The following is a 26243-nucleotide window of genomic DNA, read 5'->3' on the forward strand; positions in this document are numbered from 1 at the left end:
GGTGGGTGGGGTTCGTCGCGCGTTCAGGGGTCGTTCGGTGCGCGCGTCACGCGACGCTAGTCCTCGCCACGTTGCGCGAACGTTGCCCGCAGCCGTCCCGTCCGCGCCGCCACCCGGCCCCGGTGCCTCGCGTCCTCGGGGAGCGCGGCGAGCAGGCGCTCCCACACCTCCAGGTCCTCCTCGCCCCACGGGCTGTCCGCCCACAGCTGGAGCGCCCCCGCGTCGTCGCCTCCCAGCACCGCCCTGCGCAGCCGGTCCTCCAGGAGCCGGCGCATCCGGCGTATCCCCGGCGCTTCGGACTGGGGGAGCAGCGGGCCGGCGTAGGTCCGCAGCGCGCCGCTCAGGTCACCCGCCGCGAGTTCGCGTTCGACGTCCGCCGCGTCCGTCTCCACGGGGACGCTCAGCCGGTACGGGCGCGAGTGCAGCAGCCCGCCCACCAGCCGCCGCAGCCGGGAGAGTTCCGCCCGGAGGGTCACCGGTGGCACCGGGCGTTCCCCGTAGAGGGCGAGGGAGAGCTGGTCGCCCGTCAGGCCCGCCGGGTTGGCCGCCAGCAACGCCAGGATCTCGCTGTGGCGTCTGCTCAGGCGTAATCGGCGCCCGTCCGCCGTCGTCAGGAGCGCCTCGTCCCTGCCCAGGGCGGACAGCGTGGGTTGGCCCCCGGTGGGGCCGGTCGTCAGGTGTGCCTCGGCCGCGCGGGCCGTCGCCTGGACCAGGGCCAGGCTGTGCGGGCCGGCCAGGTGGTCGCCGCCGGTGATGTCCACCGCGCCCAGCAGCCGTCCGGTGACCGGGTCGTGGATGGGTGCCGCGGCACACGTCCACGGCTGGACCAGGCGGTTGTAGTGCTCGGTGGCGAAGATCTGCACGGCGTGGTCCAGAGCGAGGGCCGTGCCCGGGGCGTTGGTGCCGGCGTGCCGCTCGTCCCAGCGGGCGCCCGGGACGAAGTTCATCCGCTCGGCGCCCCTCCGCACCCCCGCGTGCCCCTCCACCCACAGCATCCGGCCCGCCGCGTCACAGACCGCGAGCAGATGGGCGCCGTCGTCCGCGATGGTGCCGAGCAGTTCGCGCAGGAGCGGCATCACCCGCGCCAGCGGGTGCGCGCGCCGGTAGCGGTCCAGTTCGTCGTCGGTCAGCTCCACCGGAGCCATGAACTCCGGACCGGGCAGCACGGCCGCCGAGCGCCGCCACGAATCCGCGACGACCGCGCGGACCCGGGGGCTCACTACCCCGTCCGAGACGAACGCCGAGTGCGCGCCGCCCATCGTCCGGCTCCGCTCGGCGGGGTCGGCGCCGGACGCCATCGCCAGCCAGGGGTTGACCACGTGGACCCTCCCGGAGGTCGGCCGCCTCCGTGACCATACCGCCGGGCGGTGGCTTGTCGAACGCCGGACGAACCGGAGGAAGCGGTGGGGAGGGCTGCCGTCGGCGGTCGGTGGGTAGGACACGGACAGCGGAGAGTTGCGGTGGACACGTCACAGCGGTGACGCTGCTGCCACCCGTCACGACCTCCGCACGCACATCAGAGACTCCCGAAACGGAAACACAGTGAACCGTAAGGTACTTCTCGACATAGCCGAGCGAACCCTCGCCGCCTACGTGACCACCTTCCTCGGCATCATCATCGCCGACGGGTTCGACCTCACCAGCATCTCCGCGCTCAAGGCCGCGGCCGTCGCCGCGCTCCCCGCCGCGCTCTCCGTGATCAAGGGCGCGATCGGCAGCCGTTTCGGGGACAAGAACAGCGCCGCCTGGCTGCCCGAGCGCGACAAGGCGGGCGGCGGGGCGGCCGCCGGTCCTGCCGGCGGCCGGTAGCGGCTCCTCGCCGCGCCCCTGCGGAAGCCGGCATTTCACACGGGGTGTGCGCGGCGCACCCGCGCCCACCCCCTCGCACACGCTCCCGCCCGGGCCGCCCGCGCGGTTGACTCGAGAACGCGAGTCCCACTGGCGCGACGGGACCGGTGCCGCCGGTCATTCCCCCCGAGCCTGGCGGCCCGCCGCCCCGTACCGCCGGGCGGACGGTACGGGGCGGAGCCGTGCGCCCGGGCGGGGGGTCGTACGGGCGTCAGCGCGCCCCCCGCTATCGGCCCGCGCCGGGCGGGTGCAACGATGTCTCCGTCATGAGAGCAGGGCACCAGCAGACCGGACAGGTCCCGCGCGCGCTGCGAGCCGGTGTGTTCGCAGCGGTCTGTGTGCTGCTCGCGGCCCTGGGCCACGCCGTGATGTCCGGCACCACCGTCCCGTGGTGGGCGATAGCCGTCGCCTTCACGACGACGGGCGGCTGCGCCTGGTTCCTGGCCGGTCGCGAACGCGGCCCCCTGCTGATCACGCTCGCCACGGTGGGCGCGCAGACCGGGCTGCACTCCTTCTTCACCGTCGCCCAGAGCGTTGCCGCTCGCGCGGTGGACGCGGGGATGTCCGCGTCCTCGGCCGTGTCGTCGGGCGCGTCCTCGGGCGCGTCCGTGTCCGCGTCCGACGCCGTCTGCGGTGGGTTCGCGGGCTCCGCGTCCATGCCCATGCCCATGGACCACGGGGGCATGCCGCCCATGAGCCACGGCATGGGCGGTATGAGTGGCATGGGTGGCATGGGTGGCATGCACGCCGGCCACGGTGCCCTCGGCATGTGGTCCGCCCACGTGCTCGTCGCCCTCATCTGCGGCATCTGGCTCGCCGGCGGTGAACAGGCCGCCTTCCGGCTCGGCCGGACCATCGCCGCGCGGCTGCGCGGCCCGCTCGTCCTCCTCTTCCACGACGTACCGGCGCGGCCCCGGCCGCCCCGCGTGCGGGCCGGTTTCGGCCGCGCCGCGCAGCGGCTGCGCCAGCTGCTCTACGCCCACGTCCTCGCCACGCGCGGTCCGCCCGGACCCGTCGTCGCCGTCGCCTGAGCCCCTTCCGGGCCCGCGACCGCGACCTACCGGGCCGAATCACCTCACCGGGCCCCGCCGCCGTCCGCGGGCCACGCCTCGCCGTACGGCCGGGCGCCCGGATTCCAGGAAGGACCCAGGGCGATGACCCCTGCCCTCACACCGGCGGTCCGCTCGTGCGGGACGCTGCCGTCCGGGACACACCCGGCCGAGACGCATCCGTTCGGGACGCTCCCGTCACACGAGCCCCAGACGCGCCGTGAGCACCTTGAGCCGGTGCACCCGTTCCTCCCAGTCGCGGCATTCGGCACAGCCCCGAAGGTGCGCGTCGAGCGCCGCGCCGGACACCTCCGGCGGCAGGTCCTCGCCGTCGGCGCGGGCGGATATGGCGGTACGGACGTCAACGCAGTGCACCCCGCCATCGTCCCCGGCACCGGGCCGGCCGCGACCACCGGGGGCCGCCGTGCGTGACGACGAGACCGTGACCGCCTGGGCGCTGGCGGCGCGCGGCGGCGACGCCGACGCGGTGGAACGATTCATCCGCGCCACCCAGACCGACGTCCGCCGGTACGTGGCACGGCTCAGCAACGACCCGCAGGGCGCCGACGACCTCGTACAGGAGACGTTCCTGCGCGCCCTGCGCTCGCTGCCGCGCTTCGAGGGCCGCTCGTCGGCCCGCACCTGGCTGCTGTCCATCGCCCGCCGCACCGTCGTGGACCGGCTCCGCTTCCAGGCGGCGCGGCCCCGGCTGTCGGACACGGACGACTGGCAGTCGGCGGCCGAGCGCACCCAGTCCCCGGCGCTGCCCGGCTTCGACGAGGGCGTCGCCCTCTCGCAGCTCCTCGACCGGCTGCCGTACGAGCGCCGCGAGGCGTTCGTCCTGACGCAGCTGCTCGGCCTGCCGTACGCGGAGGCCGCGGTCGTCGCGGGCTGCCCGGTCGGTACGGTCCGCTCGCGGGTGGCGCGGGCGCGCGAGGCGCTCATCGTGCAGTTGGACGCGGCCGAGCGGGGGGCGTCGGCGGTACGGGCGACGGCGGTACGGGTGCCGGCGCTCGCCGGGTGATTGCCCGCCGGGTGACCGGCTGACGAAGTGAGGGGCTGTGGTGCCGGCAGGCACCACAGCCCCTCACTCGTTCCGGTTCGGGTCAGTGCTGTGTGAGCGGCCTGTTGCCGGGGCGGACCACCACCGCGTCCACCCGTACGACGCCGCTCTTCCGGAACCGGAACACGAACGGGAGCCGCTCGCCGACGCGCACCAGGGGCGGCCGGTAGACCATGACGTCCAGCTCGTGCGGGGACATCTCCACCGTGCCGCGGGCGGGGACGGTCGTGGACGCGATCATCTTCATCTTGCCGGCGCCGTTCTTTACGACCGTACGGCTCAGCATCGCGCCGCCCGCTGTGGGAACGTCGACGCCGATGAGCTCGTCGTCCGCGTCGCCGGTGTTGCGCAGGCGGAACATCGCCGCCGTGCTCTCGATGCCGAAGGGCTGGAAGACCCGGCCGTCGTCCACCGTCACGGACGCGGGGCGGCCCGCCGCGCCGGACGCCGTCCAGGCGGTCAGCCCGCCCAGGGCCACGGCGCAGGCCGCGACCGGGACGAGGGCCGCTCGGGCGGTGCGGAGGAGGGAGTTCTTCGTGTCGTTCATCGCAGCGTCCTCCGCTTGTTCGCAGTGGTGCGCGCGGTGCGCGGCTGCCAGCCGCGCAGCCGCAGGCTGTTGCCCACGACCAGCAGCGAGCTGGCGGACATCGCCGCCGCCGCGACCATCGGGCTGAGCAGTCCGACCGCGGCGAGCGGCACGGTGACCATGTTGTAGCCGAAGGCCCAGAGGAGGTTGGACCGTACGGTCACGGAGGTGCGGCGGGCCAGCCGGACGGCGTCGGCCAGCGCGCCCATGTCCTCGCGGACGAGCGTCACGTCGGCCGCCCCGATGGCGGCGTCCGTGCCGCCGCCCATGGCGATGCCGAGGTCGGCGCCGGCCAGGGCGGCGGTGTCGTTGACCCCGTCGCCGATGACCGCGACCCGGTGGCCGCGCTCGCGGAGCGTGCGGACGAGCTCCGCCTTGTCCTCGGGGGTGGCCCGGGCGTGGACCTCGGTGATGCCCAGCTCGTCGGCCACGGCGTGGGCCGCCGCCGCGCCGTCGCCGGTGGCCAGCACGGGGCGCAGGCCGAGGCGCTTGAGGTGGTCGACGGCGCGGTAGCTGCCGGCGCGGACGGTGTCGCCGAGGGCGATCACGGCTCGGGGCTCGCCGTCGACGCGGGCCAGGACGGCGGTCCGGCCGGTTCGCTCGGCGCGGGACAGGGCGTCGGCCAGGGGGGCGGGGAGTTCCGGTCGGTCGGGTCGGTCCTTCCCGTCCGGACGCGTCACCTCCACCACGTGGCCCTCCACCAGCGCCCGTACGCCCACGCCCGCCGTCGCCGTGAAGTCCGTCGCCGGCGGCAGGGGCGCGTCCTGCGTCGTCGCCTCGCGCCCGTGGGCGTGGATCGCGCGTCCCACCGGGTGCTCCGAACCCGACTCCGCCGCCGCCACCAGGCGCAGCGCCTCCGCGTCGCCCGTGACCTCCGTGACCGTCATCGAACCGGTCGTCAGCGTGCCCGTCTTGTCGAGAACCACCGTGTCCACCCGGCGCAGGCCCTCCAGGGCCTGTGGGCCGCTCACCAGGATGCCCAGGCCCGCACCCCGGCCCGTGGCGGCCAGCAGGGCGGTGGGGGTGGCGAGGCCCAGGGCGCAGGGGCAGGCCACCACGAGCACCGCGACCGCCGCCGTGACCGCCGCCTGGGGGGCGGCGCCCGCACCCAGCCAGAAGCCGAGGACCGTGACGGCCACGGCCAGCACCGCCGGGACGAAGACGCCCGCGACCGCGTCCGCGACGCGCTGCACCCGGGCCTTGCCCGCCTGCGCCTCCTCCACCAGCCGGGCGATCCGGGCCAGCTGGGTGTCCGCGCCGACGGCCTCGGCCCGTACCTCCAGCAGCCCGCCGGAGTTGACCGCGCCGCCCACGACGGCCGTGCCGGGAGCGGCCTCGACGGGCGCGCTCTCGCCCGTGACCAGCGACAGGTCCAGCGCCGAGCTGCCCGCCACCACCACACCGTCGGTGGCGACGCGCTCCCCGGGACGTACGACGAACACGTCGCCCACCCGCAAGCGGGCGATGGGAACGCGCCGTTCCGTGCCGTCCGCGTCCCGGACGACCGCGTCCTTCGCCGCGAGCGACGCCAGCGCACGCAGCGCCGAGCCCGTGCCGCGCCGGGCCCGGGCCTCCAGCAGCCGGCCCGTCAGCACGAACAGCGGTACGCCGACCACCGCTTCCAGGTAGACGTCCGCCGTACCCCCCGTCATCGAGGGCACCAGCGTGAACGGCATCCGCATCCCGGGCCGCCCGGCACCGCCGAGGAAGAGCGCGTACGCGGACCAGCCGTAGGAGGCCAGGACGCCGAGCGAGACCAGGGTGTCCATGGTGGCGGCCGCGTGCCGCAGCCCGCGCAGCGCCCGCTCGTGGAACGGCCAGGAGCCCCATACCGCGACCGGCGAGGCCAGGACGAAGCACAGCCACTGCCAGTTGTCGAACTGGAGGGCGGGGACCATGGAGAGCACCAGGACCGGCACCGACAACAGGGCGGTGACGATGAGGCGGGTGACGGCGGGTCCGTCCGGCTGACCGATCTCCTCCGTGGCCTCGGCGTCCGTCGCCGTCGCCGGCTTCTCCGGTTCCGGCAGCGCGGCCGTGAATCCCGCGCCCTCCACCACCGCGATCAGGTCCGCCACCGGCACCGCGGCGGGGTGGCTGACGCGCGCCCGGCACGTCGCCAGGTTGACGGTGGCGCTCACACCCTCCAGCCGGCCGAGCTTCTTCTCGATGCGCGCCACGCACGCGGCGCAGGTCATCCCGCCGATGATCAGCTCGGTGACGACAGTGGCGACAGCGGCAACGGTGGCATCCGTGGCGTCCGTGCCGCCGGTGGCGTCCGTGCTCGTCGACGTACTCATCAGTGGCCCATTCCGGGCATGCCGCCCATGTTCCCGTCGTTGCCGCCGCTTCCGCCATCCGAACCCGTGGTCGCACCGCCGACGCGGTGGAGGCCCGGCGCGACGGGACCGGCGGCCGAACCGGCCGCGTAGGAGACGCCGAAGAGAACGGCCAGCAGCAGGACGAAGCCTGCCAAAGTGGCATAGGGGAGGGGACGTGCCAGACGTGCGGTCATCGCCGCATCGTGGCACGGCGCGAGCCCGTGTCCCGGCGCTTCGGCCACTTCCCGGCGCGTGAGGATTGTCCCTTTCCCGGCCGGGAACCAGAGCGCCTCCGCGCCCGACTACCCGGAGATCGAGGCCCCCTCCCCGAACCCGGCGAGCCCCTCGCCGAAATGGCCGGGAACTCACCCCCGGAGGCGTACGACTCCTCAAGGGTCCATCACTTCGCGAGGAGACTCCCACCGTGCCGCTGCCCGACCCCGTGCCCCTCTACGGCCCCGAGTACAAGCGCGATCCGTACCCGCTGTACGCACGGATGCGCGAGGCCGGCCCCATCCACCGGGTGCTCTTCCCCAGCGGGGTCACCGCCTGGCTGGTCACCGGGCACGCCGCCGCGCAGCGGACCCTCGCCGATCCCCGGCTGGGCAAGAACCACGAGCTCGGCAACGACCGCTGGCGCGCCCGAGCCTCGATCATGCCCGAGCCCCAGCACTCCCAGCTCCAGGTCCACCTCCTCCACCAGGACGCGCCGAAGCACACCGCCATGCGCCGCCTGATCACCGATGCTTTCGCGCCACGGCGCGTGGAGGCGCTGCGGCCGCGGTTCCAGGAGATGGCCGACGCTCTCGTCGACGCCATGCCCATCGACGCGATGCCCACCGAAGGGCCGGACGGCATCGACCTCGTGCGGTGCTTCGCCGCCCGCTTCCCCTTCCAGGTCCTCGCCGAGGTCATCGGCCTGCCCCCGCACCTCGCCGCCCGCTTCCGCCGCGAGTGGGGCAAGGTCGTCGCGCCGGTCGGCCCCGCGGACCCCGGCCGCCCGGCCTACGAGGCGCTACTGCGCGGCCTCCAGGAGTACATCGCCGAGGTCGTCGCCGACCGGCGCGAGCACCCCGGGGACGGCCTGCTCTCCCGGCTCGTCACCGCCCGGGACGAGGGCGAGCTCAGCCCGGAGGAGCTCGACTCCATGATCTTCCAGCTGCTCGTGGCCGGTCAGGAACCGGTCACCAACCAGATCACCACCGCGCTCGTGGCCCTGACGCGCCACCCCGGGGCCCTGGAGCGGCTGCGCGCCGAACCCGCGCTCATGCCCCGCGCCGTCGAGGAACTCCTCCGCCTCGACAGCGCCTTCGAGCTCACCACCTGGCGCTTCCTCGCCGAGGACGCCGAGCTGCACGGCACGCGCGTCCCCGCCGGCGACTCCGTGATCGTCTCCCTCTGCGCGGCCAACCGCGACCCCGAGCGCTTCCCCGACCCCGACGTCCTCGACCTCGACCGGGCCCAGGGTCCGCACCTGGCCTTCGGCCACGGCACCCACTTCTGCCCGGGCGCCGCCCTGGCCCGCATCGAACTCCAGGTCGCCCTCGGCACGCTGATCGCCCGGCTGCCCGGGCTGCGGCTCGCCGTGCCCGACGACGAGCTCGAGTGGATCCCCGCCGTCCTCGGCCGGGGCACGGCCGCGCTGCCCGTCGCCTTCGACACGTCCGGCACGTCCACCCCCGCGCCTGTGCCCGCGCCCACCCCCGCATGCCCCCGCGACCTGAAGTGGCCCCGCACGTGATACCCGCCATGACCGCCACGGCCCGCGCGGCCGCCACCTCCCCCGAAGCCCGGATCCTCCGGCTGCTCCTGCCCTTCCACCGCACCACCGGGGCGTCCTCCCCGGACCCCGCCGACCATCCCGAACAGCTCGCCCAGATACGCGAGTTCACCGACGCGAACGAGCCGGTCGTCCTCACGCTCCCCGGCTTCCCCTGCAAGTCGCCCAATCCGGCCAAGGTCCTCGGCCATCTGCCCGACGAGGGCGAGCGGCTCTCCCTGGCCTTCCTCGACCGGCTCTGCGACCGCGTCGGCGAGGTGTACGCCCCTGGCGCTCGCCTGGTCATCTGCTCGGACGGGCACATCTTCGGCGACCTCATCCACGTGCCCGACGAGCACATCGACGCCTACGGCGACGAACTGCGCGCCCTCATCGAGCGGGAGGGCCTCACCCATCTCGACACCTTCGACCTGCGGCAGGTCCACGGCGATCTGCCGCACGACGAGAAGCGCCGCCTCGTCGTCGACGCGTACGCGCCCTCCCTCGACTCCCTGCGTGCCCTGACCCGTGCCGATTTGGAGACGGCCCGGCTCTACCGGGGCATCACCCGGTTCCTGGTGGAGGACACGGCGGACTTCGAGGGCAGCCGGTCGGCGCTGCAGCGGGAGTGCCGCGCACGGGCGTACGGGGTGATCGCCCGCAGCCGGGCGTGGGGCGATCTCATCGCCGATCACTTCCCCCGGTCCGTGCGGCTGTCCATTCATCCGCAGCGGCCCGGCTCCGCCAAGTTCGGGATCCGGCTGCTGGACGCGGACGACGCGTGGGCCACGCCCTGGCACACGGCGGTGCTGCGGACGCCCGACGGCGCGGCGCGGCTGGTGCGGCGGGAGGAGGCCGAGCGGGCGGGACGGCTCGTCCTGCGGGACGGGCGGCCCAGCCACTACGTGGCCGGTTCTCTGCCGTGTGGGTGAAGGGGCGAGCAACCCCTCGGGGGTGTGGAGAGTCTCAACCGGCACCATGCCACTCGCGACTTCCACGGAGGACACAGTGAAGCGTGCTGTACGTACCCGCGTCGCGGCGGCCGCGCTGCTCGCCGCCGCCACGAGCGTCACCGCGGTGGTGGCGGGCACCGGGACGGCCGTCGCCGCCCCCGCCGCCGCGTACAACCAGGAGTGCGGCGCCGGATACAAGCAGGTCAACCAGCTCCCGATCCCGGACCGGGGGACGGTGTTCCTGGCCTACAACGCCGCCACCGGCAAGAACTGCGTGGTCACCAAGCGGAACGCCTCGACCGGCTCGCCGCTGTGGGTGGGCTCCTGGATCCAGCGCAACACGGAACTGAAGTCGAAGCAGGAGCAGTACGGCTTCTTCACGTCGTACTCGGGGCCGGTCTACCTGGACGCCAAGGGCAAGTGCGTCGACTGGGGCGGCGAGATCGACGGCTATGTCGTGGCCCGCTACAAGACGAACTGCGGCACCCTGGCCCCCACCGGGCAGCAGAACCGCTGACGCGACGAAAAGGCCGTCGGCCGGGTTTCCCGGCCGACGGCCTGGAGTCGCCTCGTGGGGGTGTCCCTTACCTGAACAGGCGGTCCGCGCTCGTGGCCATGCGGTGGGTGCCGCTGTGGCGGTTGACCCAGTCACGGATGAGGCTGACGGCGTTGGCGCACTTCCAGTTGTCGTCGTACTCGCGCACACCAGTGAAGGCGCCGTAGCCCGCGATGATGCCGTCCACCCGCGCGTCGCCCAGGAGTTTGTCGACGTACCAGGGGTCGTTGTAGGTGGTCGTCCAGGACAGCGTGGCCGCGATCCGGCCGGCGGCGCGGTCGCCGGCGCCCTTCTTCAGCTCGGCGCACGTGTTGTACGTGGCTTCCGTGCAGTTGCCGAAGCCCTTGGTGATGTCGCTGTCGCCGTAGTCCATCGCCCGGTGACCGGCCGGGAACCCCGGACCGGACCGGTTGAAGGCACCCTGGGCCTGGTCGCGGGTCCCCGTCGTCGTGATGCCCTCCAGGCGGCCGAGCCTGCCCTCCAGGCTCTTCCAGCCCCTGCCGCCGACGTCCGGGGTGCTGCCGCCGTGGTACTCGTAGAAACCGTAGAGGACCTGGATCCCGGCAGCCGTCAGCCGCTGCGCCTTGTCCCGCAGGCCGGCCACACTGCACCCGCGGTTCTGCGCCTCCCCGCAGTAGTTCGGGTCCTTGATGTCCAGCCACACCAGCGCCAGCCTGCGTCCCGCGTTCGCGTGGGAGATGATGCGGTCCATCATGCTGTCGAAGCTGGGGCCCCGCCGGTTGTCACCGGCCGAGGAACAGTCGTGATAGGCGCGCCATTCGTTCGGGTTCCACCAGGCGCACACGTCGATCTCGATGGCGTTGGCGCCGTGCTTGAGCGCGGCGTCCACGCCGTCCAGGGTGTCGACCCGGTGCGCGATGGCGTAGATCGCGTGCCGCTGATCGGCCGCTGCCGCCGGGGCCGTGCCGAGCCCCGTCGCGCCGACGACGATCCCGCACAGCGCCGCCAGCAGCGCCAGTAACTTCCTCGGGCCGGCACGGTGTCGAAGGTGAGTGGTCAAGAAACGTACCCCTTCAGGTCGGTCATGACGGTGTCATGTCGGTGTCCCGACGGACGCCCCCGAGCCTGCCGGTGTCCCGGCCGCGTCCGCCAGGGCATTCCAGCCGTTTCGGGACGCCGGAACGCGGAAACGGACGGTGACCCGGGGGATGCGAGCCGCCTGGAACGCGGGAACGGGACGCGGGAACAGGAGGGGTCCTCGTCATCACCCTGCCCTCGTCAGACGGCCGTCGTCAGATCCGCCCCCGCCGGCGCCCTGTGGTCGAACGCGATCAGCGGGTCACCCGTCAGCGGGTGTTCCACCACCGCCGCCCGCACCCCGAACACCTCCGCCAGCAGCTCCGCCGTGAGCACCTCGCGGGGCGGGCCCGAGGCGACCACCGCGCCGTCGTGGAGGACGTGGAGCCGGTCGCAGACGGAGGCGGCCGCGTTGAGGTCGTGGAGGGCGAGGAGGGTGGTGCGGCGCTGGGCGCGCAGCAGGGTCAGCAGCTCCACCTGGTGGCGGACGTCCAGGTGGTTGGTCGGCTCGTCCAGCACCAGCACCTCGGGGGACTGGGCCAGCGCGCGGGCCAGCAGGACCCGCTGGCGTTCGCCGCCGGAGAGCGCGGAGAAGCGGCGCCGCGCCGCGTGGGCCATGCCCACGTGGGTCAGGGCCTCGCTCACCACGTCGCGGTCGGCGGCGTCCTCGCCCGCGAAGGCCCGCTTGTAGGGGGTGCGGCCCATGGCGACGACCTCGCGCACCGACAGCTCGAAGTCCGTGCCCCGCTCCTGCGGCAGCGCCGCCACCCGCCTGGCGCTCTCGACGGCCGACAGCTCCCGGATGTCCGCGTCCCCGACCAGCACCCGGCCCGCGTGCGGGCGCAGATGCCGGTAGACGGTGCGCAGCACGGTCGACTTGCCGCTGCCGTTGGGGCCCACGAGGCCCGCGATCTCGCCCTCGGCGGCGAGCAGGTCGACCCCGGAGACCACCGTCCGGCCGGACAGCCGGACCTCCAGGCCCTCGACGGAGATCCTCATGGCCGCTCCAGACGTCGGTCCAGCAGGTACAGCAGGGTCGGCGCGCCGATCAGGGAGGTGACCACGCCCACCGGCAGCTCCTGGTCGGGCAGGGCGGTACGGGCCACCAGGTCGACGACGGTGAGCAGGACGGCGCCGAACAGCGCGGCCACCGGCAGCAGCCGGCGGTGGTCGCCGCCCACCAGCATCCGGCAGGCGTGCGGGACCATCAGGCCCACGAAGCCGATCGCCCCGGACACCGACACCAGCACGCCCGTCAGCAGGCTCGTGGCCACGAACAGCTCGCGCCGCAGCCGGGTGACGTCGACGCCCAGGCTCGCGGCCGTCTCGTCGCCCATCAGCATCGCGTTGAGGGCACGGGCCCGGGCCAGCAGCACTGCCGTGGTCGCCACGACGGCGGCGGCGGGCAGCGCGAGGGTCGCCCATTGGGCGCCGCCGAGGGAGCCCATCAGCCAGAACAGCGCGCCGTGGGTGCGCTGTTCGTCGCCCGCCTGGAGCACCAGGTAGTGGGTGAAGCCGGACAGGAACTGCCCGATGCCCACCCCCGCCAGCACCAGGCGCAGCGGCCGGAAGCCGCCGCCGCGCCGGGCGAACGCCCACACCAGCGCGAACGAGGCGAGCGCCCCGGCGAACGCCGCCGAGGACAGCCCGATGCCCAGCGCCCCGCCCGCGCCCGCCCCCAGCACGATCGCCGAGACCGCGCCCAGCGAGGCGCCGCTGGAGATGCCCAGCAGGTACGGGTCCGCCAGCGGGTTGCGGACCAGGGCCTGGACGGCCGTGCCGACCAGCCCCAGGCCCGCGCCCACCACGGCCGCCAGCAGCGCGCGCGGCACCCGCAGCCGCCAGACGATCAGGTCCTGGGTGCCGGGTGCGGGCTCCTGCCCGCTCACTCCGCGCACCACCGCCGACCACACCTCGCCGAGCGGCACCCGCGTCGAGCCGAGGCACACGGACGCGGCGAGCGCCGCCACCAGCAGGACGCCCAGGGCCGCGCAGGCCCACCCGGCGCCCACGGTACGGACGCCCGGCTCCCCCTCCTCCGCCGTCCCGGCGGTGGCGAGCGCCGTCATCTACTTGACCCGGTCCGGGTGGAGGGTGTGGGCGATCTCCCGCACGGTGTCCGCGCTGCGCACCCCGCCGATGGTGGTGCGCTCGGAGTTGATCCGCACGAAGTGCCCCTCCTGGACGGCCTTGAGGCCGGCGGTCGCGGGGAAGGTCCTCAGGAACTCGGCGGCCTCGTCGAAGGCCTTGTTGTTGGCCTCCTCGCTGCCCCGGTTGCGGACGGCCAGCTGGATCCAGTCCGGGTCCTTGGCCACGACGTCCTCCCAGCCGACGGGCTTGAAGTCGCCGTCGCAGTCGGCGAAGACGTTCCGCCCGCCCGCCATGCCGATCACGGCGTTGGCCACCTGGCGGTTGCACACGGCCATCGGCTGCTTGGTGCCCGCGTCGTAGTCGAAGAGGAAGTAGGTGGGCCGCTTGTCGGCCGGCACGTCCTTGAGCGCGTCGCGGACCCCGTCCGTCTTCTTGCGCATCCCCGTGACCAGCTCGGTCGCACGGGCCGAGGTGCCCGTCACCTTGCCGAGCTCCTCGATGTCGGCCTCGACGCCGGAGAGGTCCGTGCGGGGGGCCTTGGCCATGGAGGCGCAGGCCGTGGACTTCAGGAAGACGTGCTTGATGCCCGCCGCCTTGAACTCCTCGGCAGTGGGGGCGTCGCCCATCTTGCCCATGTTCTTCATGGAGGAGAACGCGTCCACGTACAGGTCGGCGCCCGAGCCGAGCAGCTTCTCCTTGGGGATCACGCTCTTGCCGAGCACCGGCACCTTCGCCCCCGCCTCGGTGTACTCCCGCGGCAGCGCGCCCTTGCCGGGCGGGAAGCCCGTACCGGCGACCTTGTCGCCCGCGCCCAGCCACATCAGCAGCTCCAGGCCGGCGGCGTTGCTGGTGACGATCTTCTTGGGCGCCGCGTCGAACGTCGTCTTCATCCCCATGCAGTCGGTGACGGTCACCGGGAAGCCGGCCCGCGCCGAGGCGGCCGCCCCGGCGCCGTCGGTCTTCTCCGCCTCACCGCCACCGCCACCACAGGCCGTCGCCGACAGGGCCACAGCGGCCAGCACACCGCACCACGCACGAGGGCGCATCAGTAACTCTCCACAAGCTCGACGTTCCGGGGCCATTGCAGCGGACCCGGACCAGATAGTCGGACCGCGCGTCCACCTGGTTCCCGCGTGTCGCGAGGAAGAGTGAAGAGGAACGGCGCCACCGGCCTACGCTGCCGTCATGAGCGTCCCCAGCGCCCCCCTCGCCGAGATGCCCACCGACTGGACCCGTGCCCTGGCGATCGTCGCCCACCCCGACGACCTGGAGTACGGCGCCTCGGCCGCCGTCGCCGCCTGGACCGATGCCGGCCGCTCGTGCGCCTACCTGCTCGCCTCCTTCGGGGAGGCGGGCATCGACGCCCTCTCGCCGAACGAGGCCGCGCCCCTGCGCGAGGCGGAACAGCGGGCGAGCGCGGCGGCCGTGGGCGTGACGAGCGTGGAGTTCCTCGGCCACATCGACGGCGTCATCGAATACGGGCTGCCGCTGCGCCGCGAGTTCGCCGCCGCGATCCGCCGCCACCGCCCCGAGCTGGTGCTGACCCTCAACCACCACGACACCTGGCCGGGCGGTGGCTACTGGAACACCCCCGACCACCGGGCCGTCGGCAGGGCCGCGCTGGACGCCGTCGCCGACGCGGGCAACCGCTGGATCTTCCCCGACCTGGTCGAGGACGACCTGCCGCCGTGGAACGGCGTGCGGTACGTGGCCGTCGCCGGCTCCCCGCACCCCACCCACGCCGTCGACGCGGGCGCCGGCTTCGAACGGGCCGTGCGGTCCCTGCTCTGTCACCGCACCTACATCGCGGCGCTCACCGAGGAGGAGCCGGAGACGTACTGCCGGACGTTCCTGACGGGCACCATGGAGGCGGTCGCCGAGCGGTTCGGCGGCCGGCCGGGCGTCGCGTTCGAGCTCCTCCGCCGCTGAGCTCCCTCTCACCGCCGTCCGCCGGAGCCCGTGCCGGACCCCGGCGCCCGCTCCACCACCAGCACCGCCACGTCGTCCTGGAGCCTGCCGCCCGTGTGCGCGGCGAGGTCCGCGCGCAGCCGCTCCAGCAGCTCGGGGGTGGGCAGGGCGGCCCACGCGTCCAGCCGCTCGGCCAGCGGGTAGAAGCCGCCGTCCCGGTCGCGCGCCTCGGTCACCCCGTCGGTGCAGGCCAGCACCCGGCAGTCCGGGGGCAGCGTGACCTGCTGCCGGGACCGGGGCGCGTCCACCAGCTCGCCGAGGCCCAGCGGCAGCCCGGGCTCCGCCGCGCGCAGCTCGCGCACCCCGCCGTCGGCGCCGATCAGGAAGGGCGACGGGTGCCCGCAGTCGACGAACACCACCGGCACCTCGCCGGGCGCCCCGTCCCGCGCGGCCGGGTCCTCCTCGGTGCCCATGACCAGCGCCGTGACGAACTCCTCGGCCGCGTGGGCGTCCGCCGTGCGCGCCTGGTACTCCGCCGAGCGGTGGTAGCGGGTCAGGCCCTGTTCCATCGCCGCGACCCCGCTGTCCAGGTCCCGCCGGTGGTAGGCCGCCTCCCGGAACGCGGTCAGCACCGCCGCCCCGGCCCCCAGCGTGCCGAGCCCCTTGCCCCGCACGTCCCCGATGAGGACCCGGGTGCCGTACGGGGTGTCGACGACCTCGTAGATGTCGCCGCCGACCAGCGCGTCCCGCTGCGAGGAGACGTAGAAGCCGTCGACGACCACGCTGTGGGTGCGCAGCGGCAGCGGTCGCAGCAGGGCCCGCTGGGCGGCCTCGCCGGTGGCCCGGACCCGTTCCAGCAGGGCGTCGCCGTCGCGCCGCAGCCGGGCGACCGCGATGGCGGCGCCCACGATGAGGATGTTGCCCAGCACCGACCCGACGCGGTTGACGGGCGAGGACTCGGCGGTCAGCACCCCGTGGTGCGCCACCATCAGGAAGAAGTCGACGAGCCCGACGAACACCGTCTGCCGGTAGGTGCAGACGGCGGCGGCCGTCACCGGGGCCAGCGCCGCGTAGACGTCGAGCCGCAGATAGGCCGGCGTCCTGAGGTCGACGACCACGACGGCCACGAGATAGGCCAGGACCAGTGCGAACGGCAGCAGTCGGCGCGACACCGCGGCTCGTACCTCCGCGCGGGTGGGGGAGCGGGACACATAGACATTTCCAGACTTTCGCCGTGAATGCCCGTCGCCCGCCGCCGTGTCGTGACGGCCCGCCGTCGAAGAGCCCCCCAGAGCTCCCGTCAGAGCTTGCGGTACGTCCGCGCGTCGTCCGTCGCGGCCAGGACCGCCGCGAGGTCGCCGCCCGCCGAGGCCGTCACCACGGCGGCCACCGCCCCCTCGACGAACGGGGCGTCCGCGATGCGCGTGTCCCCGAGCTCCCCGGCGTCCAGGAGCTCCTTGACGGTGAGGACCGCGCTGCCCATGTCGCACAGCACGACCGCGCCCGCGCCCTCGTCCACCCGCGCGACCGCCCGGCGCACCAGCTCCGCGCTGGTGCCCACCCCGCCGTCGGGCAGCCCGCCCGCCGGGGCCACCGGCGCCGGGTCGCCCGCGCCGAACAGGGCCTTGGCCAGCGCGGCCGTCGACTCGGCCACGGCCTTGCTGTGCGAGACCAGCACCACGCCGACCCGCCCGGCGGGCCGCTCGCTCACGGGGGCATTCTCCTGAGCCGCTTCCCCCTCCGGGGCCACGGCGCACAGCTCCGGGTCGGTGGCCTCGAACAGCGCGGTGACCAGCAGCGCGGAGGACGTGGCGCCCGGGTCCTGGTGGCCGACGCTGCGCTCGCCCAGATAGCTGGCCCGCCCGCGCCGGGCGCGCATCGGCACCGTCGCCTCCGCCCCCGCGCGGGCGGCCCGCGCGGCCGCCTCCAGCGCCGTCGTCACCTCGCCGCCCTCCAGAGCCTCGGCGTAGGCGTCGGCGGCGGGCTGGAGCGCGTCGACCATCGTCTTGTCGCCGGGCGCGGAGTCGCCGAGCCGCCGTACGCTCGCCACCGCCGCCGCCAGCGCCCGGCCCAGCGTCTCGGGCGCGACGACCGCGTCCTCGCCCAGCACCTTGCCCATCCGGCGCAGCACCGTCCCGTACAGCGGCCCGGCCGCGCCGCCGACGGTGTTCGTCAGGTGCGCGCCGACGGCGGTCAGCAGGGCGCCCGGCGTGGCGGGCGGCTCGGCGGCGACGGCCTCGGCCGCCGAGGTGAAGCCGCGCTTGAGGTTCGCCCCGTGGTCGGCGTCGCCGATGGCGGCGTCGAGGTCGGTCAGGTGCCGGGCCTCGGCGACGACGACCCGGGTGGCGCGGTCGAGGAAGCGGCGGAAGAAGTCCAGGTCGAGCGGGACGGTCATGACGGCGGCTCCTCGGCGCTGGGGCGGGCTGAACGATGATCGACGCGGCCCAGGGTAGCCCCGGCGGCCGACGACGGGTCAGCGCTCCTCGTCGCGCACCCGCAGCGCCAGGAACAGATCCGCCAGGTCCTCCGCGCACCCCACGTCCCGGCCCGTGAGGGACTCCAGCTTCGCCAGCCGGTTGCGCAGCGTGTTGACGTGGATGTGCAACGAGTCCGCCGCCCGCCCCCACTTCATGCCCGATGCCAGGAACGCGTCCAGGCTGCGCAGCAGTTCGCTGTTGTGCGTCGCGTCGTACGCGATCGCCGGCCCCAGCACCGCGTCCGCGAAGTCCCGGCGGGTCTGCGGGTCCACCAGGGCCAGGACGAGCCGGTAGGAGCCCACGTCCGCGAACGACACCACGCGCGGGCCCCGCCGCCGCGACCGGGCCACCCGGGAGGCCTCCCGCGCCTGGAGCAGCCCGCGCCGCAGCTCCTGGTGCCCGGCGGCGACCCGGCCCACGCCGATGCGCGGCCCGGGCGTGGTGGACCCGGGCCCCAGCGCCGCCGCCAGCCCCTCCGCCAGCCGGGCCGGGTCGGTGTCGGCGGCGGGCAGGCTGACGATCGCCACGACGTCCTGCCCGCTGCTCGCCGCCACGGACGCCAGGCCCCGGGCCACGAAGTGGTCCGTGACGGCCGCCGTGTCGGGCAGCGGCCACGCGGCGCGGCCGGGGGAGTCGGGGACGATGACGGAGAACACGGCCAGCGCGCTGTCCGGATTGACGCCGAACGACCGCAGCCGCGCCACCAGTTCACCGGAGCGGTGCGGCCCGCTCTGCACCATGTCGAGGATCTCCCCGGCGAAGCGCATCTCGATCGCGCGCAGCGCCTGCCGGTGCGCCAGCTCCACCGTCAGGAAGCGGACCCCTTGCTCCAGCACCAGGCGCTCGGCCGCGCCCAGCTCCGCCACCGGGAGGCCGTAGACGACGGCGAGGTCGAAACCGGCGACGCCGCGCACCGGGATCACCGTGGCGTCGGCGCCCGAGGCCAGCCGCAGCGGGTACTCCGCGTACTCCTCGCCGTCCGCCCCCAGCCGGTCCGCGACCGCCCGCACGTCCTGCTCCGCCGGCGGCCGGCCCACGGAGTCCAGGACGGTGCCGAGCCCGTCCACCAGCGCGACCGGCGTCCGGGCGGGCCCGGCGAGCACCGCCAGCACCCCCCGCAGGCCGTCGCCCGCGGAGACCGCGCGGGTCAGCGCGTTGCTGTGCCGCAGGGCGTCCAGCAGGTGCCGCTGCCGCTGCTCGGCCTGGGCGCTCGCCACGGCCCGGGTGACGGCGGTGAACGGCACCTCGACGGGCAGCCGCAGCAGCGGCAGCCCGGCCTCCCGGCAGGCCGCGACGAGCTCGTCCGGCACGGCGGGCATGTCCGTCCGCAGCCCGAAGACCAGCCCGGCGGCGCCCGATCCGGCCAGGCGGCGCACGTACGCGGCGCAGTCCTGCCGGTCCAGCCAGAGCCCGTTGGTGAGCACCAGCTCGTCCGGCCCGGCGTAGGGGCCGGGATCGGGCAGCTCGGTCACATGGGCCCAGCGGACCGCGCGGCCGGTGTCCCCGGTGCCCGGCACGGCCTCCAGGCCGAGCCCGGGGACGCCGAGCAGGTCACGGACGCGCAGCGTCGTCGCGTGCGGGTCCTGCCCCGCCGGGGGCGGCTGTCGGTGCGGGGGGTTCGAGGGAGCGGTCACCCGCCGGACACAACACAGGAGGCCGGGGCCCTGTCCACCGCCCCCGGCGGGCGGCGGCCGGAATCAGGCCACCGGCCCGCACCGCCCCGGCCGCGCCCCGCCGCGCCAACTGGACGATCCCACAGTCGAATGCCGCATCCGTGGAGATCCCTCCACTGTTCGCGGGGCCTTCGGGCAGCTGAGATCTTTGTCGTGAAACAACCCCCCGCCCTCCTCGCCCGTGACACGCCGTCACAGCTGTTCAGCCGGTCCATGACGGCGGTGCTGCTGTGCACCTTCAGCGGCTTCACGGGCTTCTACCTGCTGCTGGCGACCGTGCCCGAGTTCGCCGCCGACACCAGCGGCCGGCGGGCCGCCGGCGGAATGGTCACCGCGCTGCTGATGGGAGCCACCGTCGCCGTGCAGCCCGCGATGCCCCGCGTCATCGCAGCCGTCGGCCACCGGACCGTGTTGCTGGCCGCCATGGCCCTCCTCGGCGCCCCGGCCGCCGTGCCGCTCGCCACCGACGGCCTCCCGGTGACCCTGGTCTGCGCCGTGCTGCGCGGCGCCGGCTTCGGCATGTTCGTGGTGGCCGGCAGCGCCGCCGTCGCCGAGCTGGCGCCGCCCGGCCGCCGCGGGACGGCCACCGGCTGGTACGGGTTGGCCACCGGGCTCGGCGGGGCCGTCGGCACGCCGCTGGGGGTACTGCTGGCCCACCGGTACGGCTACGGGCCGCTGTTCACCGTCGCGGCCCTGGCACCCGCCTGCGGCCTGGCCGCCGCCCTGGCCGTCACCGCGCCCCGCCCGGCGCCGCCCGGCCGCGCCCGGGTCGTCGCGGGCCTCGCCCGCCCGGCGATCCTGCGCCCGCTCGTGCTGCTGACGGCGGGCACCATGGCGTCCGGCACCGTCGTGACCTTCCTGCCGCCCGCCGCGCCGCGCGACCCCGTCTGGCTCACCCCGCTGGCGCTGCTCTGCCTCCAACTGTCCGCCGCCGCCAGCCGCTGGGCGTCGGGTCGCCTCGGCGACCGCCACGGCCACCGCGTCCTGCTGCCGCCCGCGACGCTGCTCGCCGCCCTCGGCGTGCTCGGCGGCGTCGCCACCCGGCACACCGGCGCGCTGCTGGTGCTCATGGTGGTCTTCGGCACCGGATTCGGCGCCCTGCAGAACGCGACGCTGGTCCTGGCCCTCCAGCGCGCCGGCGACTCCAGCGTCGGCAGCGCGCAGTGGAACCTCGCCTTCGACGCGGGCCTCGGCCTCGGCGGCTTCTGCGTCGGCCTCGTCGCCCAGTACGCGGGCTACGACACCGGATTCGTGCTGGTCGCCGTCGTGCTCGCGGCGCTGGCGGCGGTCGCCGTCGCCGACGTCCGGGACCGGGAACTCCCGCCGCCCGCCGCCGGCGCCGGGTAACGGCGCCGGGTCCTGAAACCTGCCGGAAAGCGATCGGCTTGATATCGAGCCCGTCCCGGCCGGGGAGATCGTCCTCCGAGCAAACTGATTGCACACTGAATCGTCGCGGTGCCGGCATCGGCGTATCGGAACGGCGACGGCCGTCTTGACGCGTGCGTGACCGGCGCGGGCGGAAGGAGGGAATCAGATGCTGGGAGCCGTGCCCGATGCTCCGCTGCGCGGACGGGAAGCCGAAGTCGATCGGCTGACCTCGCTCATCGGGCATGTCATGGCCGGGCGCTGCACATTGATCACCATCGAAGGACCGCCGGGCTGCGGGAAATCCCGGCTGCTGCGCGAGTCCATGCGCATTGCCGAGGATTTCGGGCTGTCGGTTTGCGCCAAATACACCGACGGCGCGTGCTCGGTCGGCGGACCGTCGCGGCGGGACCCCGAAGACCCCCACCGCCCCTATGCCGTGGCGGTCGACAACGCCCACCACCTCGACCACGAGGACGTACGGGCCCTCATCGCCCGCGAGGGCGGGCCGGACGGCCCGGCGCGGGTGTGGATCCTCGCCCGGCGCGCGTCCGCCGGGGCCCCGCCCCTGGAAGGGGTGCTGCTCAGCCCCACCGCCGGCACCGAACGGGTCAAGCTGGGCACCCTGCCCCCCGGCCCGGCGATGGCCCTGGCCGCCGACGCCCTCGGCGCACCGCCCGACGCCGGGCTGGCCCGCGTCCTGGGCCGGGCCGGCGGGCATCCGCGCCGGCTGCTGGAACTCGCCCAGGGAATGCTGGAGGAGGGCAGCATCGCCGTGGACGGATACCGGGCCCGGCTGGTGACCGACCGGTTGCCGCGGCGCCTGGTGGAACGCGTCGAGAGTTCCCTCATGGGATATTCACCGGAATTCCGCCAGATGGTCAGGGTCGCGGCCGCGCTGGGAAATGAGGTCTCCTTCGAAAAGGTCGCCCGAGTTCTGAACGAGGCGCCGACGGCGTTGTTGCCGACCCTGGACGAAGTGGTCGCGGCCGGGGTTCTGGAGAACAGCGCCGGACGGCTCACGTTCCGCGACGAGTTGTTGCACCGGCTCATTACCGGCTGGATGCCCGAAACCGTTCGCGACGCCTTGCGCGGCCAGGCCTCCGGGCCACCGCGATCCACGGCTCCCGCCCTTCCGGCGGAGCCGGAGGCCGCGCCCTACGGGGAGCACCTGAGCGACCAGGAGGCCGTCATCGCGGGCCTGGTGCACGAAGGGCTCACCAACCGGCAGATCGCCCGCCGGCTCGGGCTCTCCCCGCACACCGTCAACTACCACCTGCGGAAGGTCTTCCGGAAACTGGGCGTCGCCTCCCGCGTCGACCTGACCCGCGTCGTGCGCGGCGGCACCGGCAAGGCCCCCGGCCCCGCTCCCGCCCTGGCCCCACCGGCCTAGAGGAAGAGGCCTGGACGGGGAAGACGGCCTGGACGCCGACGGCCGCACCGCCCCCTGCCAGGGGGCGGTGCGGCCGCTCAGCCGGTCACCACGCCGGCCCGTGCGCCCTCCCGGCGGGCGGGCCCGGGCCCGTACCAGCGCCGGGCCTCGGTGAGTTCGAGGCCGAACTGGTCCAGCGTCCTGGCCACGATGTGCGTCACGATGTCGGACACGCTCCGCGGCCGGTTGTAGAAGGCCGGCACCGGAGGGGCGATCACCGCGCCCATGCGCGTGAGCGCCAGCATGTTCTCCAAGTGGATCTCGGACAGCGGCAGCTCGCGCGGCACCAGCACCAGCCGCCGCCGCTCCTTGAGCGTGACGTCGGCGGCCCGGTGCACCAGCCCGTCGCCGAACCCCGCCCGCACCGCGGCCAGGGTCTTCATGCTGCACGGCGCGATGACCATCCCGTCCGTGGGATAGGAGCCGCTGGAGATGACCGCCGCCTGGTCGCCCGGCCCGTGGACGTGGTCGGCCAGCGCCGCCACCTCCGCCGCCTTCCAGTCGGTCTCCATCTCCAGCGTCGCCCGCCCCCACTTGGTGAACACCAGATGGGTCTCGACGTCCAGCGACCGCAGGGCCTCCAGCAGCCGGATCCCGATCACCGAACCGGTTGCCCCCGTGATCCCCACGACCAGTCGGCGTGCTCTCGGCTCAGCCATGCGCGGCACCGGGGAAGCTGCGGGCGTGCCGCTCCCGCAGGGCGAAGGGCACGGTGGCGTCGACGACCGTACGGCTCCCGGTCGCCTCCCGGCCGCGCGCGGCGGCCCACGCCTCCCCCTGCGAGGGGTCGAGCCCGACCCGGGGGAAGCCCGTGAAGTGCAGGGCGTCGGCGGACAGGTCCGCGCGCGTGGTGACGGCCCACAGCACGTCCTCGGCCGAGTCCGGCGCCACGTCCTCGTCGACCAGGACGACCACCTTGGCGAACCGGTGCCGGTCCAGGACGTCCTTCGCCATCGCCCGCACCCGCTCGTCGTCCGCCGGGCCCGACTTGCGCACCTGGAGCACCAGCAGGAACATCCCGCCGCCGGCGGGGGAGTAGTGGGCGTCGCGCAGCAGCTCGCCGCCCGCCCCCGACAGCCCCAGCGCCACCGCGCCCGCCAGCCCCAGGATCAGCGACTGCTCCCGGCCCGGCCCGATCACCGCCGGGAACACCGGCGCCTCACGGGACGTCACCGCCGTGACCGTGATCGCCGGAAGGGACTCCGCCGCGTTGCCGTCGTAGCCCAGCACCTCCGGCAGCGAGTGCCCAGGGGCCCGGCCCGGCAGCGCCTCCGGCGCGGTCGTCCCGTCGAAGTACCCCTCCAGGACGACCTCCGACTCGGCGAACACCGGCACCGGCTGGCTCACCGCCGGGGCCAGCGTCACCGGCCCGCCGGCCAGCGCGCCCGCCAGGGCCGTCTTGCTCGTGCCGGCGGGCAGGAAGTCGCTGCCCACCGCCGACGCCACCACCACGGCGGGCGGCGCGCCGAGGTTCACCGACACCGGCAGGCGCTCGCCCCGCTCCACCGCCTCGTGGTACATGGCCAGCAGCCGGCGGCTGGGCAGCATCCAGATCACCAGCTGGTTCCGGTCCCGGACGAGCATCCGGTGGACGGCCGTGGCCTCGCGGCCGGTGCGCGGATCGTGGGCGTACAGCAGCCCGGTGGTCAGGTACGGGCCGGCGTCGCGCTCGGTGGCCCACAGCGCGGGCAGCGCCCCGAGGTCGACGTCCTCGCCGCGCCGCACATGGGGGAAGGGCGAGCCCTCCAGGCGCTTGGGCTCCTCGCAGGCGGCGAGCAGCCGGGCGACGGTGTCCTCGTTGACGCGCCGGGGCAGGCCGGGCAGCCAGCGCCGCAGGCGCTCCGCGTCGCCGAACGCCCCGAGCACCACGGGCATTCCGGCGGCCGCGTCGGTGACGCGGGTGTACAGCGCGATGTCCTCGGCGCGCGAGGAGGACGTGGCGGGGATGCCCGCGTGCCGCGCGGCGTAGTGCGCGGCGATCTCGTGCCGGGTGAGCGGCAGGTCGTAGGTGTGGTGGGCGTGCGGGTCCTCCTTCCGGGCCGCCGCGAGGGCGGCCCGGAAGGACAGGCCGGGAAGGCCGGGAAGCGCCGTCATGATGTCTCTCCCCGCCCCGTCACCGGACGGCCGGTTCCGGGAGGATCTCCCGGCGGGCCGCCTCGGGCTCGTGCCACCAGGGGTCCAGACCCGGCGGGTTGTTGAAGCCCTCCGCGATCCGGCTCGCCAGCCCGGGCTGCCGCTGGGCGGCGTCGAGCAGGTCCACCACATGGGCGGGCGCCGGGGGCAGCAGACCGTTGGTCCAGCGCGTGACGTGCCGCGCGTACTCCCAGAACCGCTCGAACGTGGCCGTCATCCACTCGGCGTCGAAGGGCTCGTCCCCGTGCGCGAGGATCTCCCGCAGGTAGACGTCGGCGCACTTGGCGGCGCTGTTGGAGCCCTGGCCGGTCAGCGGGTCGTTGACGACGAGGACGTCGGCGACGCCCAGGACCCGCCGGCCCGAGGGCAGGGTGGCGACCGGCTTGCGCACGGTCGGCGTCAGCCGCCCGGCGAGCACGCCGCCCGGGTCGGTGAGCACCGCGGCGGCGGCCCGCTCGGCCTCCCAGGGCAGGAACTCGGCGAGCAGCTTCTTGGTGACGTCCAGGTGCTCCTCGGGGGAGCGGACGTCCGCGAAGGCGTCCAGGGGGCCGCCGGGCACGCCGTTGAGGAACAGGCAGTCGCAGGGGCCGCTCTTCGTCAGCGCCGGGACGATGAAGTACTCGCCGACGCCCGGTATGAGGCTGGCCGAGCAGGCGACGAAGGAGTCGCGGGGGCGCAGGCCGTGGACGTAGGAGACGGCCGCGACGCGCTGCGGGGCGGTGAACGGCGAGCGTTCCGCGTCGCGTTCGAAGATCCCGGCGATCTCGCCCTTGCCGGCGGCGACGAGGACGAGGTCGTGGCTCGCGGCCAGCTCCTCCAGCTCGGCCACGCCCGCCTCGGCGATCCGCAGCTCGCCTCCGGCGGCCGTGAACTCCTCCAGCCAGGCGGCGACCTTGACGCGCTGGTCGACCGACTGGCCCGGAGCCGCGAGCCGGGCCTCGAAGTCGATGGCCTTGACGGCGCCGGGGGCCACGGTGAAGGACAGGCCCTCGATGGCGGGCGCCTCGCCCCGCCAGTGGTCCAGGCCCAGGCGGCGCTCGGTCTCCAGGGCGTCGGCGAACATGATCTGCGTGGACATCACCCGGCCGTCGAGGACCTGCCGCGCGGTCCTGTTGGAGACGAGGGTGACGTGATGGCCGGAGCGGCGCAGGCCGAGGGCGAGCTGCAGGCCCGCCTGGCCCGCCCCCACGACGGCGATCGACCGCGTGCTGTGCTTCATTGCTTGGCTGTCCTTTCCGGTTCCACGGATTCCGGCCGGCCGGCCGTGTCGTCCGCCGCCTGGTCCGCCTCGGGGGTGCTCTCCGTCGTCATGTGGAGGCCCAGTACGCCGCCGATGATCGCCACGAGGCACACGACCTTGCCGACGGTGATGCTCTCGCCGAACAGCAGGGCCCCGAAGACCACCGCGCCCACCGAGCCGATGCCGGTCCAGACGGTGTAGCCGATGCCGACGTCGAGCGTCCTGAGCGCGAGGCTCAGCAGGTACACCCCGCCGCCGCCCGCCACCGCGGTGATCAGCGACGGCACGAGGCGGGTGAAGCCCTCGTTGGCGGCGGAGCTCAGGGCGAAGACGATCTCGAAGGCGGCCGCGATCAGCAGGAGCGTCCACGCCTTCGCGCTCTCGGTGCGTCGTTCGCCCATCAGGCCGCCCCCATCGACTTGAGGCCGACCACGCCGCCGATGATGGCGGCGAAGCACAGCAGCTTGGCGGGCGTGATCTTCTCCTTGAAGATCACGGCACCGAGGACGACCGTGCCCAGGGCGCCCACGCTCGTCCAGATCGTGTAGCCGACGCTCACGTCCAGCGTGCGCAGGGCGAGGCTGATGAAGTAGATGCCGCCGACGATGCCGACCAGGGTGATCAGCGAGATCCACAGGCGGGTGAAGCCCTTGGAGGCGTTCGCGCCGAGAGCGAAGACGATCTCGAAGGCGATGGCGATGAGAAGGTAGATCCAGGCCATGGAGTGGTGACTTCCGGGTGGTTTCCGGGT

General features: G+C 74.6%; 26 protein-coding genes and 1 pseudogene. 9 read left to right on the forward strand and 18 right to left on the reverse strand.

Annotated elements, in window-relative coordinates; genetic code table 11:
- Positions 1 to 56: 56 nt before the first annotated feature.
- Entirely contained in the window at positions 57 to 1319 is a 1263-nt protein-coding gene (locus IE096_RS21320; protein ID WP_189454085.1) for a GAF domain-containing protein, read from the reverse strand.
- A 223-nt stretch (positions 1320 to 1542) separates the two neighbouring features.
- Between IE096_RS21320 and IE096_RS21325 the strand changes: the two genes are divergently transcribed.
- Together IE096_RS21325 and IE096_RS21330 are read left to right on the forward strand one after the other, a co-directional pair.
- Positions 1543 to 1809: a holin gene (locus IE096_RS21325; RefSeq protein ID WP_189454087.1), complete on the forward strand. Its 267-nt coding sequence runs from the start codon at positions 1543 to 1545 to the stop codon at positions 1807 to 1809.
- Between the two features lie 305 nt (positions 1810 to 2114).
- A complete protein-coding gene (locus IE096_RS21330; protein WP_229820445.1) occupies positions 2115 to 2879 on the forward strand; it encodes a hypothetical protein in 765 nt (254 codons plus the stop codon).
- Between the two features lie 216 nt (positions 2880 to 3095).
- On the opposite strand, the gene IE096_RS21335 is transcribed toward IE096_RS21330, so the two are convergent.
- Positions 3096 to 3272 carry a zf-HC2 domain-containing protein gene (locus IE096_RS21335; protein WP_189454089.1) on the reverse strand — a complete coding sequence of 59 codons (177 nt, stop codon included), beginning with the start codon at positions 3270 to 3272 and terminating at the stop codon, positions 3096 to 3098.
- A gap of 49 nt (positions 3273 to 3321) precedes the next feature.
- Here IE096_RS21335 and IE096_RS21340 point away from each other — a divergent pair, with 49 nt between their 5' ends.
- Positions 3322 to 3921, forward strand: coding sequence for a sigma-70 family RNA polymerase sigma factor (locus IE096_RS21340; RefSeq protein ID WP_189454092.1), 600 nt, complete (start codon positions 3322 to 3324; stop codon positions 3919 to 3921).
- An 82-nt stretch (positions 3922 to 4003) separates the two neighbouring features.
- Here the strand turns inward: IE096_RS21340 and IE096_RS21345 are convergent, their stop codons facing one another.
- From IE096_RS21345 to IE096_RS21355, 3 genes are read right to left on the reverse strand one after another with little or no spacing between them, the layout of a single operon-like run.
- The gene (locus IE096_RS21345; protein ID WP_189454094.1) at positions 4004 to 4507 is read right to left on the reverse strand and encodes a copper chaperone PCu(A)C; all 504 of its coding nucleotides are present in this window, start codon (positions 4505 to 4507) and stop codon (positions 4004 to 4006) included.
- A complete protein-coding gene (locus tag IE096_RS21350; protein WP_189454096.1) occupies positions 4504 to 6846 on the reverse strand; it encodes a heavy metal translocating P-type ATPase in 2343 nt (780 codons plus the stop codon). The genes IE096_RS21345 and IE096_RS21350 overlap by 4 nt, the downstream gene beginning before the upstream one ends.
- Positions 6846 to 7061, reverse strand: a complete 216-nt coding sequence (locus tag IE096_RS21355; RefSeq protein WP_126913254.1) for a hypothetical protein — start codon at positions 7059 to 7061, stop codon at positions 6846 to 6848. The genes IE096_RS21350 and IE096_RS21355 overlap by 1 nt, the downstream gene beginning before the upstream one ends.
- A gap of 230 nt (positions 7062 to 7291) precedes the next feature.
- On the opposite strand from IE096_RS21355, the gene IE096_RS21360 reads away from it, so the two are divergent.
- From IE096_RS21360 to IE096_RS21370, 3 genes are all read left to right on the forward strand, one after another.
- Positions 7292 to 8608: a cytochrome P450 family protein gene (locus IE096_RS21360; RefSeq protein ID WP_189454097.1), complete on the forward strand. Its 1317-nt coding sequence runs from the start codon at positions 7292 to 7294 to the stop codon at positions 8606 to 8608.
- 8 nt (positions 8609 to 8616) lie between these two features.
- Positions 8617 to 9558 carry an L-tyrosine/L-tryptophan isonitrile synthase family protein gene (locus IE096_RS21365; protein WP_189454099.1) on the forward strand — a complete coding sequence of 314 codons (942 nt, stop codon included), beginning with the start codon at positions 8617 to 8619 and terminating at the stop codon, positions 9556 to 9558.
- Positions 9559 to 9634: 76 nt separating this feature from the next.
- Positions 9635 to 10096: a spore-associated protein A gene (locus IE096_RS21370; protein ID WP_229820447.1), complete on the forward strand. Its 462-nt coding sequence runs from the start codon at positions 9635 to 9637 to the stop codon at positions 10094 to 10096.
- A gap of 67 nt (positions 10097 to 10163) precedes the next feature.
- Here IE096_RS21370 and IE096_RS21375 read toward each other — a convergent pair whose 3' ends face one another.
- From IE096_RS21375 to IE096_RS21390, 4 genes are all read right to left on the reverse strand, one after another.
- Positions 10164 to 11156 (reverse strand): PI-PLC domain-containing protein, encoded by a 993-nt coding sequence (locus IE096_RS21375; protein ID WP_189454103.1) that lies wholly within the window; start codon positions 11154 to 11156, stop codon positions 10164 to 10166.
- Positions 11157 to 11374: 218 nt separating this feature from the next.
- A complete protein-coding gene (locus IE096_RS21380) occupies positions 11375 to 12172 on the reverse strand; it encodes an ABC transporter ATP-binding protein (RefSeq protein WP_189454105.1) in 798 nt (265 codons plus the stop codon).
- Complete coding sequence (locus tag IE096_RS21385) at positions 12169 to 13242, reverse strand: FecCD family ABC transporter permease (protein ID WP_189454107.1); 1074 nt, start codon at positions 13240 to 13242, stop codon at positions 12169 to 12171. The genes IE096_RS21380 and IE096_RS21385 overlap by 4 nt, the downstream gene beginning before the upstream one ends.
- Positions 13243 to 14310: an ABC transporter substrate-binding protein gene (locus tag IE096_RS21390; protein ID WP_189454109.1), complete on the reverse strand. Its 1068-nt coding sequence runs from the start codon at positions 14308 to 14310 to the stop codon at positions 13243 to 13245. It abuts the gene before it with no gap.
- 139 nt (positions 14311 to 14449) lie between these two features.
- On the opposite strand from IE096_RS21390, the gene IE096_RS21395 reads away from it, so the two are divergent.
- On the forward strand, positions 14450 to 15193 hold the full coding sequence (locus tag IE096_RS21395; RefSeq protein WP_189454111.1) for a PIG-L deacetylase family protein: 744 nt from the start codon (positions 14450 to 14452) through the stop codon (positions 15191 to 15193).
- Positions 15194 to 15201: 8 nt separating this feature from the next.
- Here the strand turns inward: IE096_RS21395 and IE096_RS21400 are convergent, their stop codons facing one another.
- The 4 genes and pseudogenes from IE096_RS21400 to IE096_RS31875 all read right to left on the reverse strand — a co-directional run bounded on the left by IE096_RS21400 (position 15202) and on the right by IE096_RS31875 (position 19283).
- Positions 15202 to 16344, reverse strand: coding sequence for a PP2C family protein-serine/threonine phosphatase (locus tag IE096_RS21400; RefSeq protein WP_189454113.1), 1143 nt, complete (start codon positions 16342 to 16344; stop codon positions 15202 to 15204).
- 128 nt (positions 16345 to 16472) lie between these two features.
- On the reverse strand, positions 16473 to 16922 hold the full coding sequence (gene dhaM / locus IE096_RS31540; protein WP_229820475.1) for a dihydroxyacetone kinase phosphoryl donor subunit DhaM: 450 nt from the start codon (positions 16920 to 16922) through the stop codon (positions 16473 to 16475).
- Between the two features lie 21 nt (positions 16923 to 16943).
- Positions 16944 to 17567: pseudogene (gene dhaL / locus IE096_RS31545) on the reverse strand (dihydroxyacetone kinase subunit DhaL); the annotation flags it as partial.
- 78 nt (positions 17568 to 17645) lie between these two features.
- On the reverse strand, positions 17646 to 19283 hold the full coding sequence (locus IE096_RS31875; protein ID WP_189454117.1) for a PucR family transcriptional regulator: 1638 nt from the start codon (positions 19281 to 19283) through the stop codon (positions 17646 to 17648).
- 192 nt (positions 19284 to 19475) lie between these two features.
- Between IE096_RS31875 and IE096_RS21415 the strand changes: the two genes are divergently transcribed.
- On the forward strand, positions 19476 to 20669 hold the full coding sequence (locus IE096_RS21415) for an MFS transporter (protein WP_189454118.1): 1194 nt from the start codon (positions 19476 to 19478) through the stop codon (positions 20667 to 20669).
- 187 nt (positions 20670 to 20856) lie between these two features.
- On the forward strand, positions 20857 to 22080 hold the full coding sequence (locus tag IE096_RS21420; RefSeq protein WP_189454120.1) for a LuxR C-terminal-related transcriptional regulator: 1224 nt from the start codon (positions 20857 to 20859) through the stop codon (positions 22078 to 22080).
- Between the two features lie 77 nt (positions 22081 to 22157).
- Here the strand turns inward: IE096_RS21420 and IE096_RS21425 are convergent, their stop codons facing one another.
- The 5 genes from IE096_RS21425 to IE096_RS21445 are packed head-to-tail and all read right to left on the reverse strand — an operon-like array spanning position 22158 to position 26213.
- The gene (locus IE096_RS21425) at positions 22158 to 22778 is read right to left on the reverse strand and encodes a UbiX family flavin prenyltransferase (RefSeq protein ID WP_189454122.1); all 621 of its coding nucleotides are present in this window, start codon (positions 22776 to 22778) and stop codon (positions 22158 to 22160) included.
- Positions 22771 to 24213 (reverse strand): UbiD family decarboxylase, encoded by a 1443-nt coding sequence (locus tag IE096_RS21430; protein WP_189454124.1) that lies wholly within the window; start codon positions 24211 to 24213, stop codon positions 22771 to 22773. Before IE096_RS21430 ends, IE096_RS21425 begins: the two co-directional genes overlap by 8 nt.
- Positions 24214 to 24232: 19 nt before the next feature.
- Positions 24233 to 25471 (reverse strand): styrene monooxygenase/indole monooxygenase family protein, encoded by a 1239-nt coding sequence (locus IE096_RS21435; RefSeq protein WP_189454126.1) that lies wholly within the window; start codon positions 25469 to 25471, stop codon positions 24233 to 24235.
- On the reverse strand, positions 25468 to 25893 hold the full coding sequence (locus IE096_RS21440) for a DMT family transporter (RefSeq protein ID WP_189454128.1): 426 nt from the start codon (positions 25891 to 25893) through the stop codon (positions 25468 to 25470). Before IE096_RS21440 ends, IE096_RS21435 begins: the two co-directional genes overlap by 4 nt.
- Positions 25893 to 26213, reverse strand: a complete 321-nt coding sequence (locus tag IE096_RS21445; RefSeq protein ID WP_126913236.1) for a DMT family transporter — start codon at positions 26211 to 26213, stop codon at positions 25893 to 25895. Before IE096_RS21445 ends, IE096_RS21440 begins: the two co-directional genes overlap by 1 nt.
- Positions 26214 to 26243 lie beyond the last annotated feature (30 nt).

The sequence above is a fragment of the Streptomyces abikoensis genome (assembly GCF_014648775.1).
Taxonomy (GTDB): domain Bacteria; phylum Actinomycetota; class Actinomycetes; order Streptomycetales; family Streptomycetaceae; genus Streptomyces; species Streptomyces abikoensis.

Bases quoted from the DNA above. Each gene is read 5' to 3' on its own strand.
- IE096_RS21445 (WP_126913236.1), bottom strand. From the start codon at position 26,213: ATGGCCTGGATCTACCTTCTCATCGCCATCGCCTTCGAGATCGTCTTC.
- IE096_RS21420 (WP_189454120.1), top strand. From the start codon at position 20,857: ATGCTGGGAGCCGTGCCCGATGCTCCGCTGCGCGGACGGGAAGCCGAA.
- IE096_RS21435 (WP_189454126.1), bottom strand. From the start codon at position 25,471: ATGAAGCACAGCACGCGGTCGATCGCCGTCGTGGGGGCGGGCCAGGCG.
- IE096_RS21330 (WP_229820445.1), top strand. From the start codon at position 2,115: ATGAGAGCAGGGCACCAGCAGACCGGACAGGTCCCGCGCGCGCTGCGA.
- IE096_RS21395 (WP_189454111.1), top strand. From the start codon at position 14,450: ATGAGCGTCCCCAGCGCCCCCCTCGCCGAGATGCCCACCGACTGGACC.
- IE096_RS21355 (WP_126913254.1), bottom strand. From the start codon at position 7,061: ATGACCGCACGTCTGGCACGTCCCCTCCCCTATGCCACTTTGGCAGGC.
- IE096_RS21430 (WP_189454124.1), bottom strand. From the start codon at position 24,213: ATGACGGCGCTTCCCGGCCTTCCCGGCCTGTCCTTCCGGGCCGCCCTC.
- IE096_RS21350 (WP_189454096.1), bottom strand. From the start codon at position 6,846: ATGAGTACGTCGACGAGCACGGACGCCACCGGCGGCACGGACGCCACG.
- IE096_RS21390 (WP_189454109.1), bottom strand. From the start codon at position 14,310: ATGCGCCCTCGTGCGTGGTGCGGTGTGCTGGCCGCTGTGGCCCTGTCG.
- IE096_RS21380 (WP_189454105.1), bottom strand. From the start codon at position 12,172: ATGAGGATCTCCGTCGAGGGCCTGGAGGTCCGGCTGTCCGGCCGGACG.
- IE096_RS21425 (WP_189454122.1), bottom strand. From the start codon at position 22,778: ATGGCTGAGCCGAGAGCACGCCGACTGGTCGTGGGGATCACGGGGGCA.
- IE096_RS21365 (WP_189454099.1), top strand. From the start codon at position 8,617: ATGACCGCCACGGCCCGCGCGGCCGCCACCTCCCCCGAAGCCCGGATC.
- IE096_RS21440 (WP_189454128.1), bottom strand. From the start codon at position 25,893: ATGGGCGAACGACGCACCGAGAGCGCGAAGGCGTGGACGCTCCTGCTG.
- IE096_RS21345 (WP_189454094.1), bottom strand. From the start codon at position 4,507: ATGAACGACACGAAGAACTCCCTCCTCCGCACCGCCCGAGCGGCCCTC.
- IE096_RS21385 (WP_189454107.1), bottom strand. From the start codon at position 13,242: ATGACGGCGCTCGCCACCGCCGGGACGGCGGAGGAGGGGGAGCCGGGC.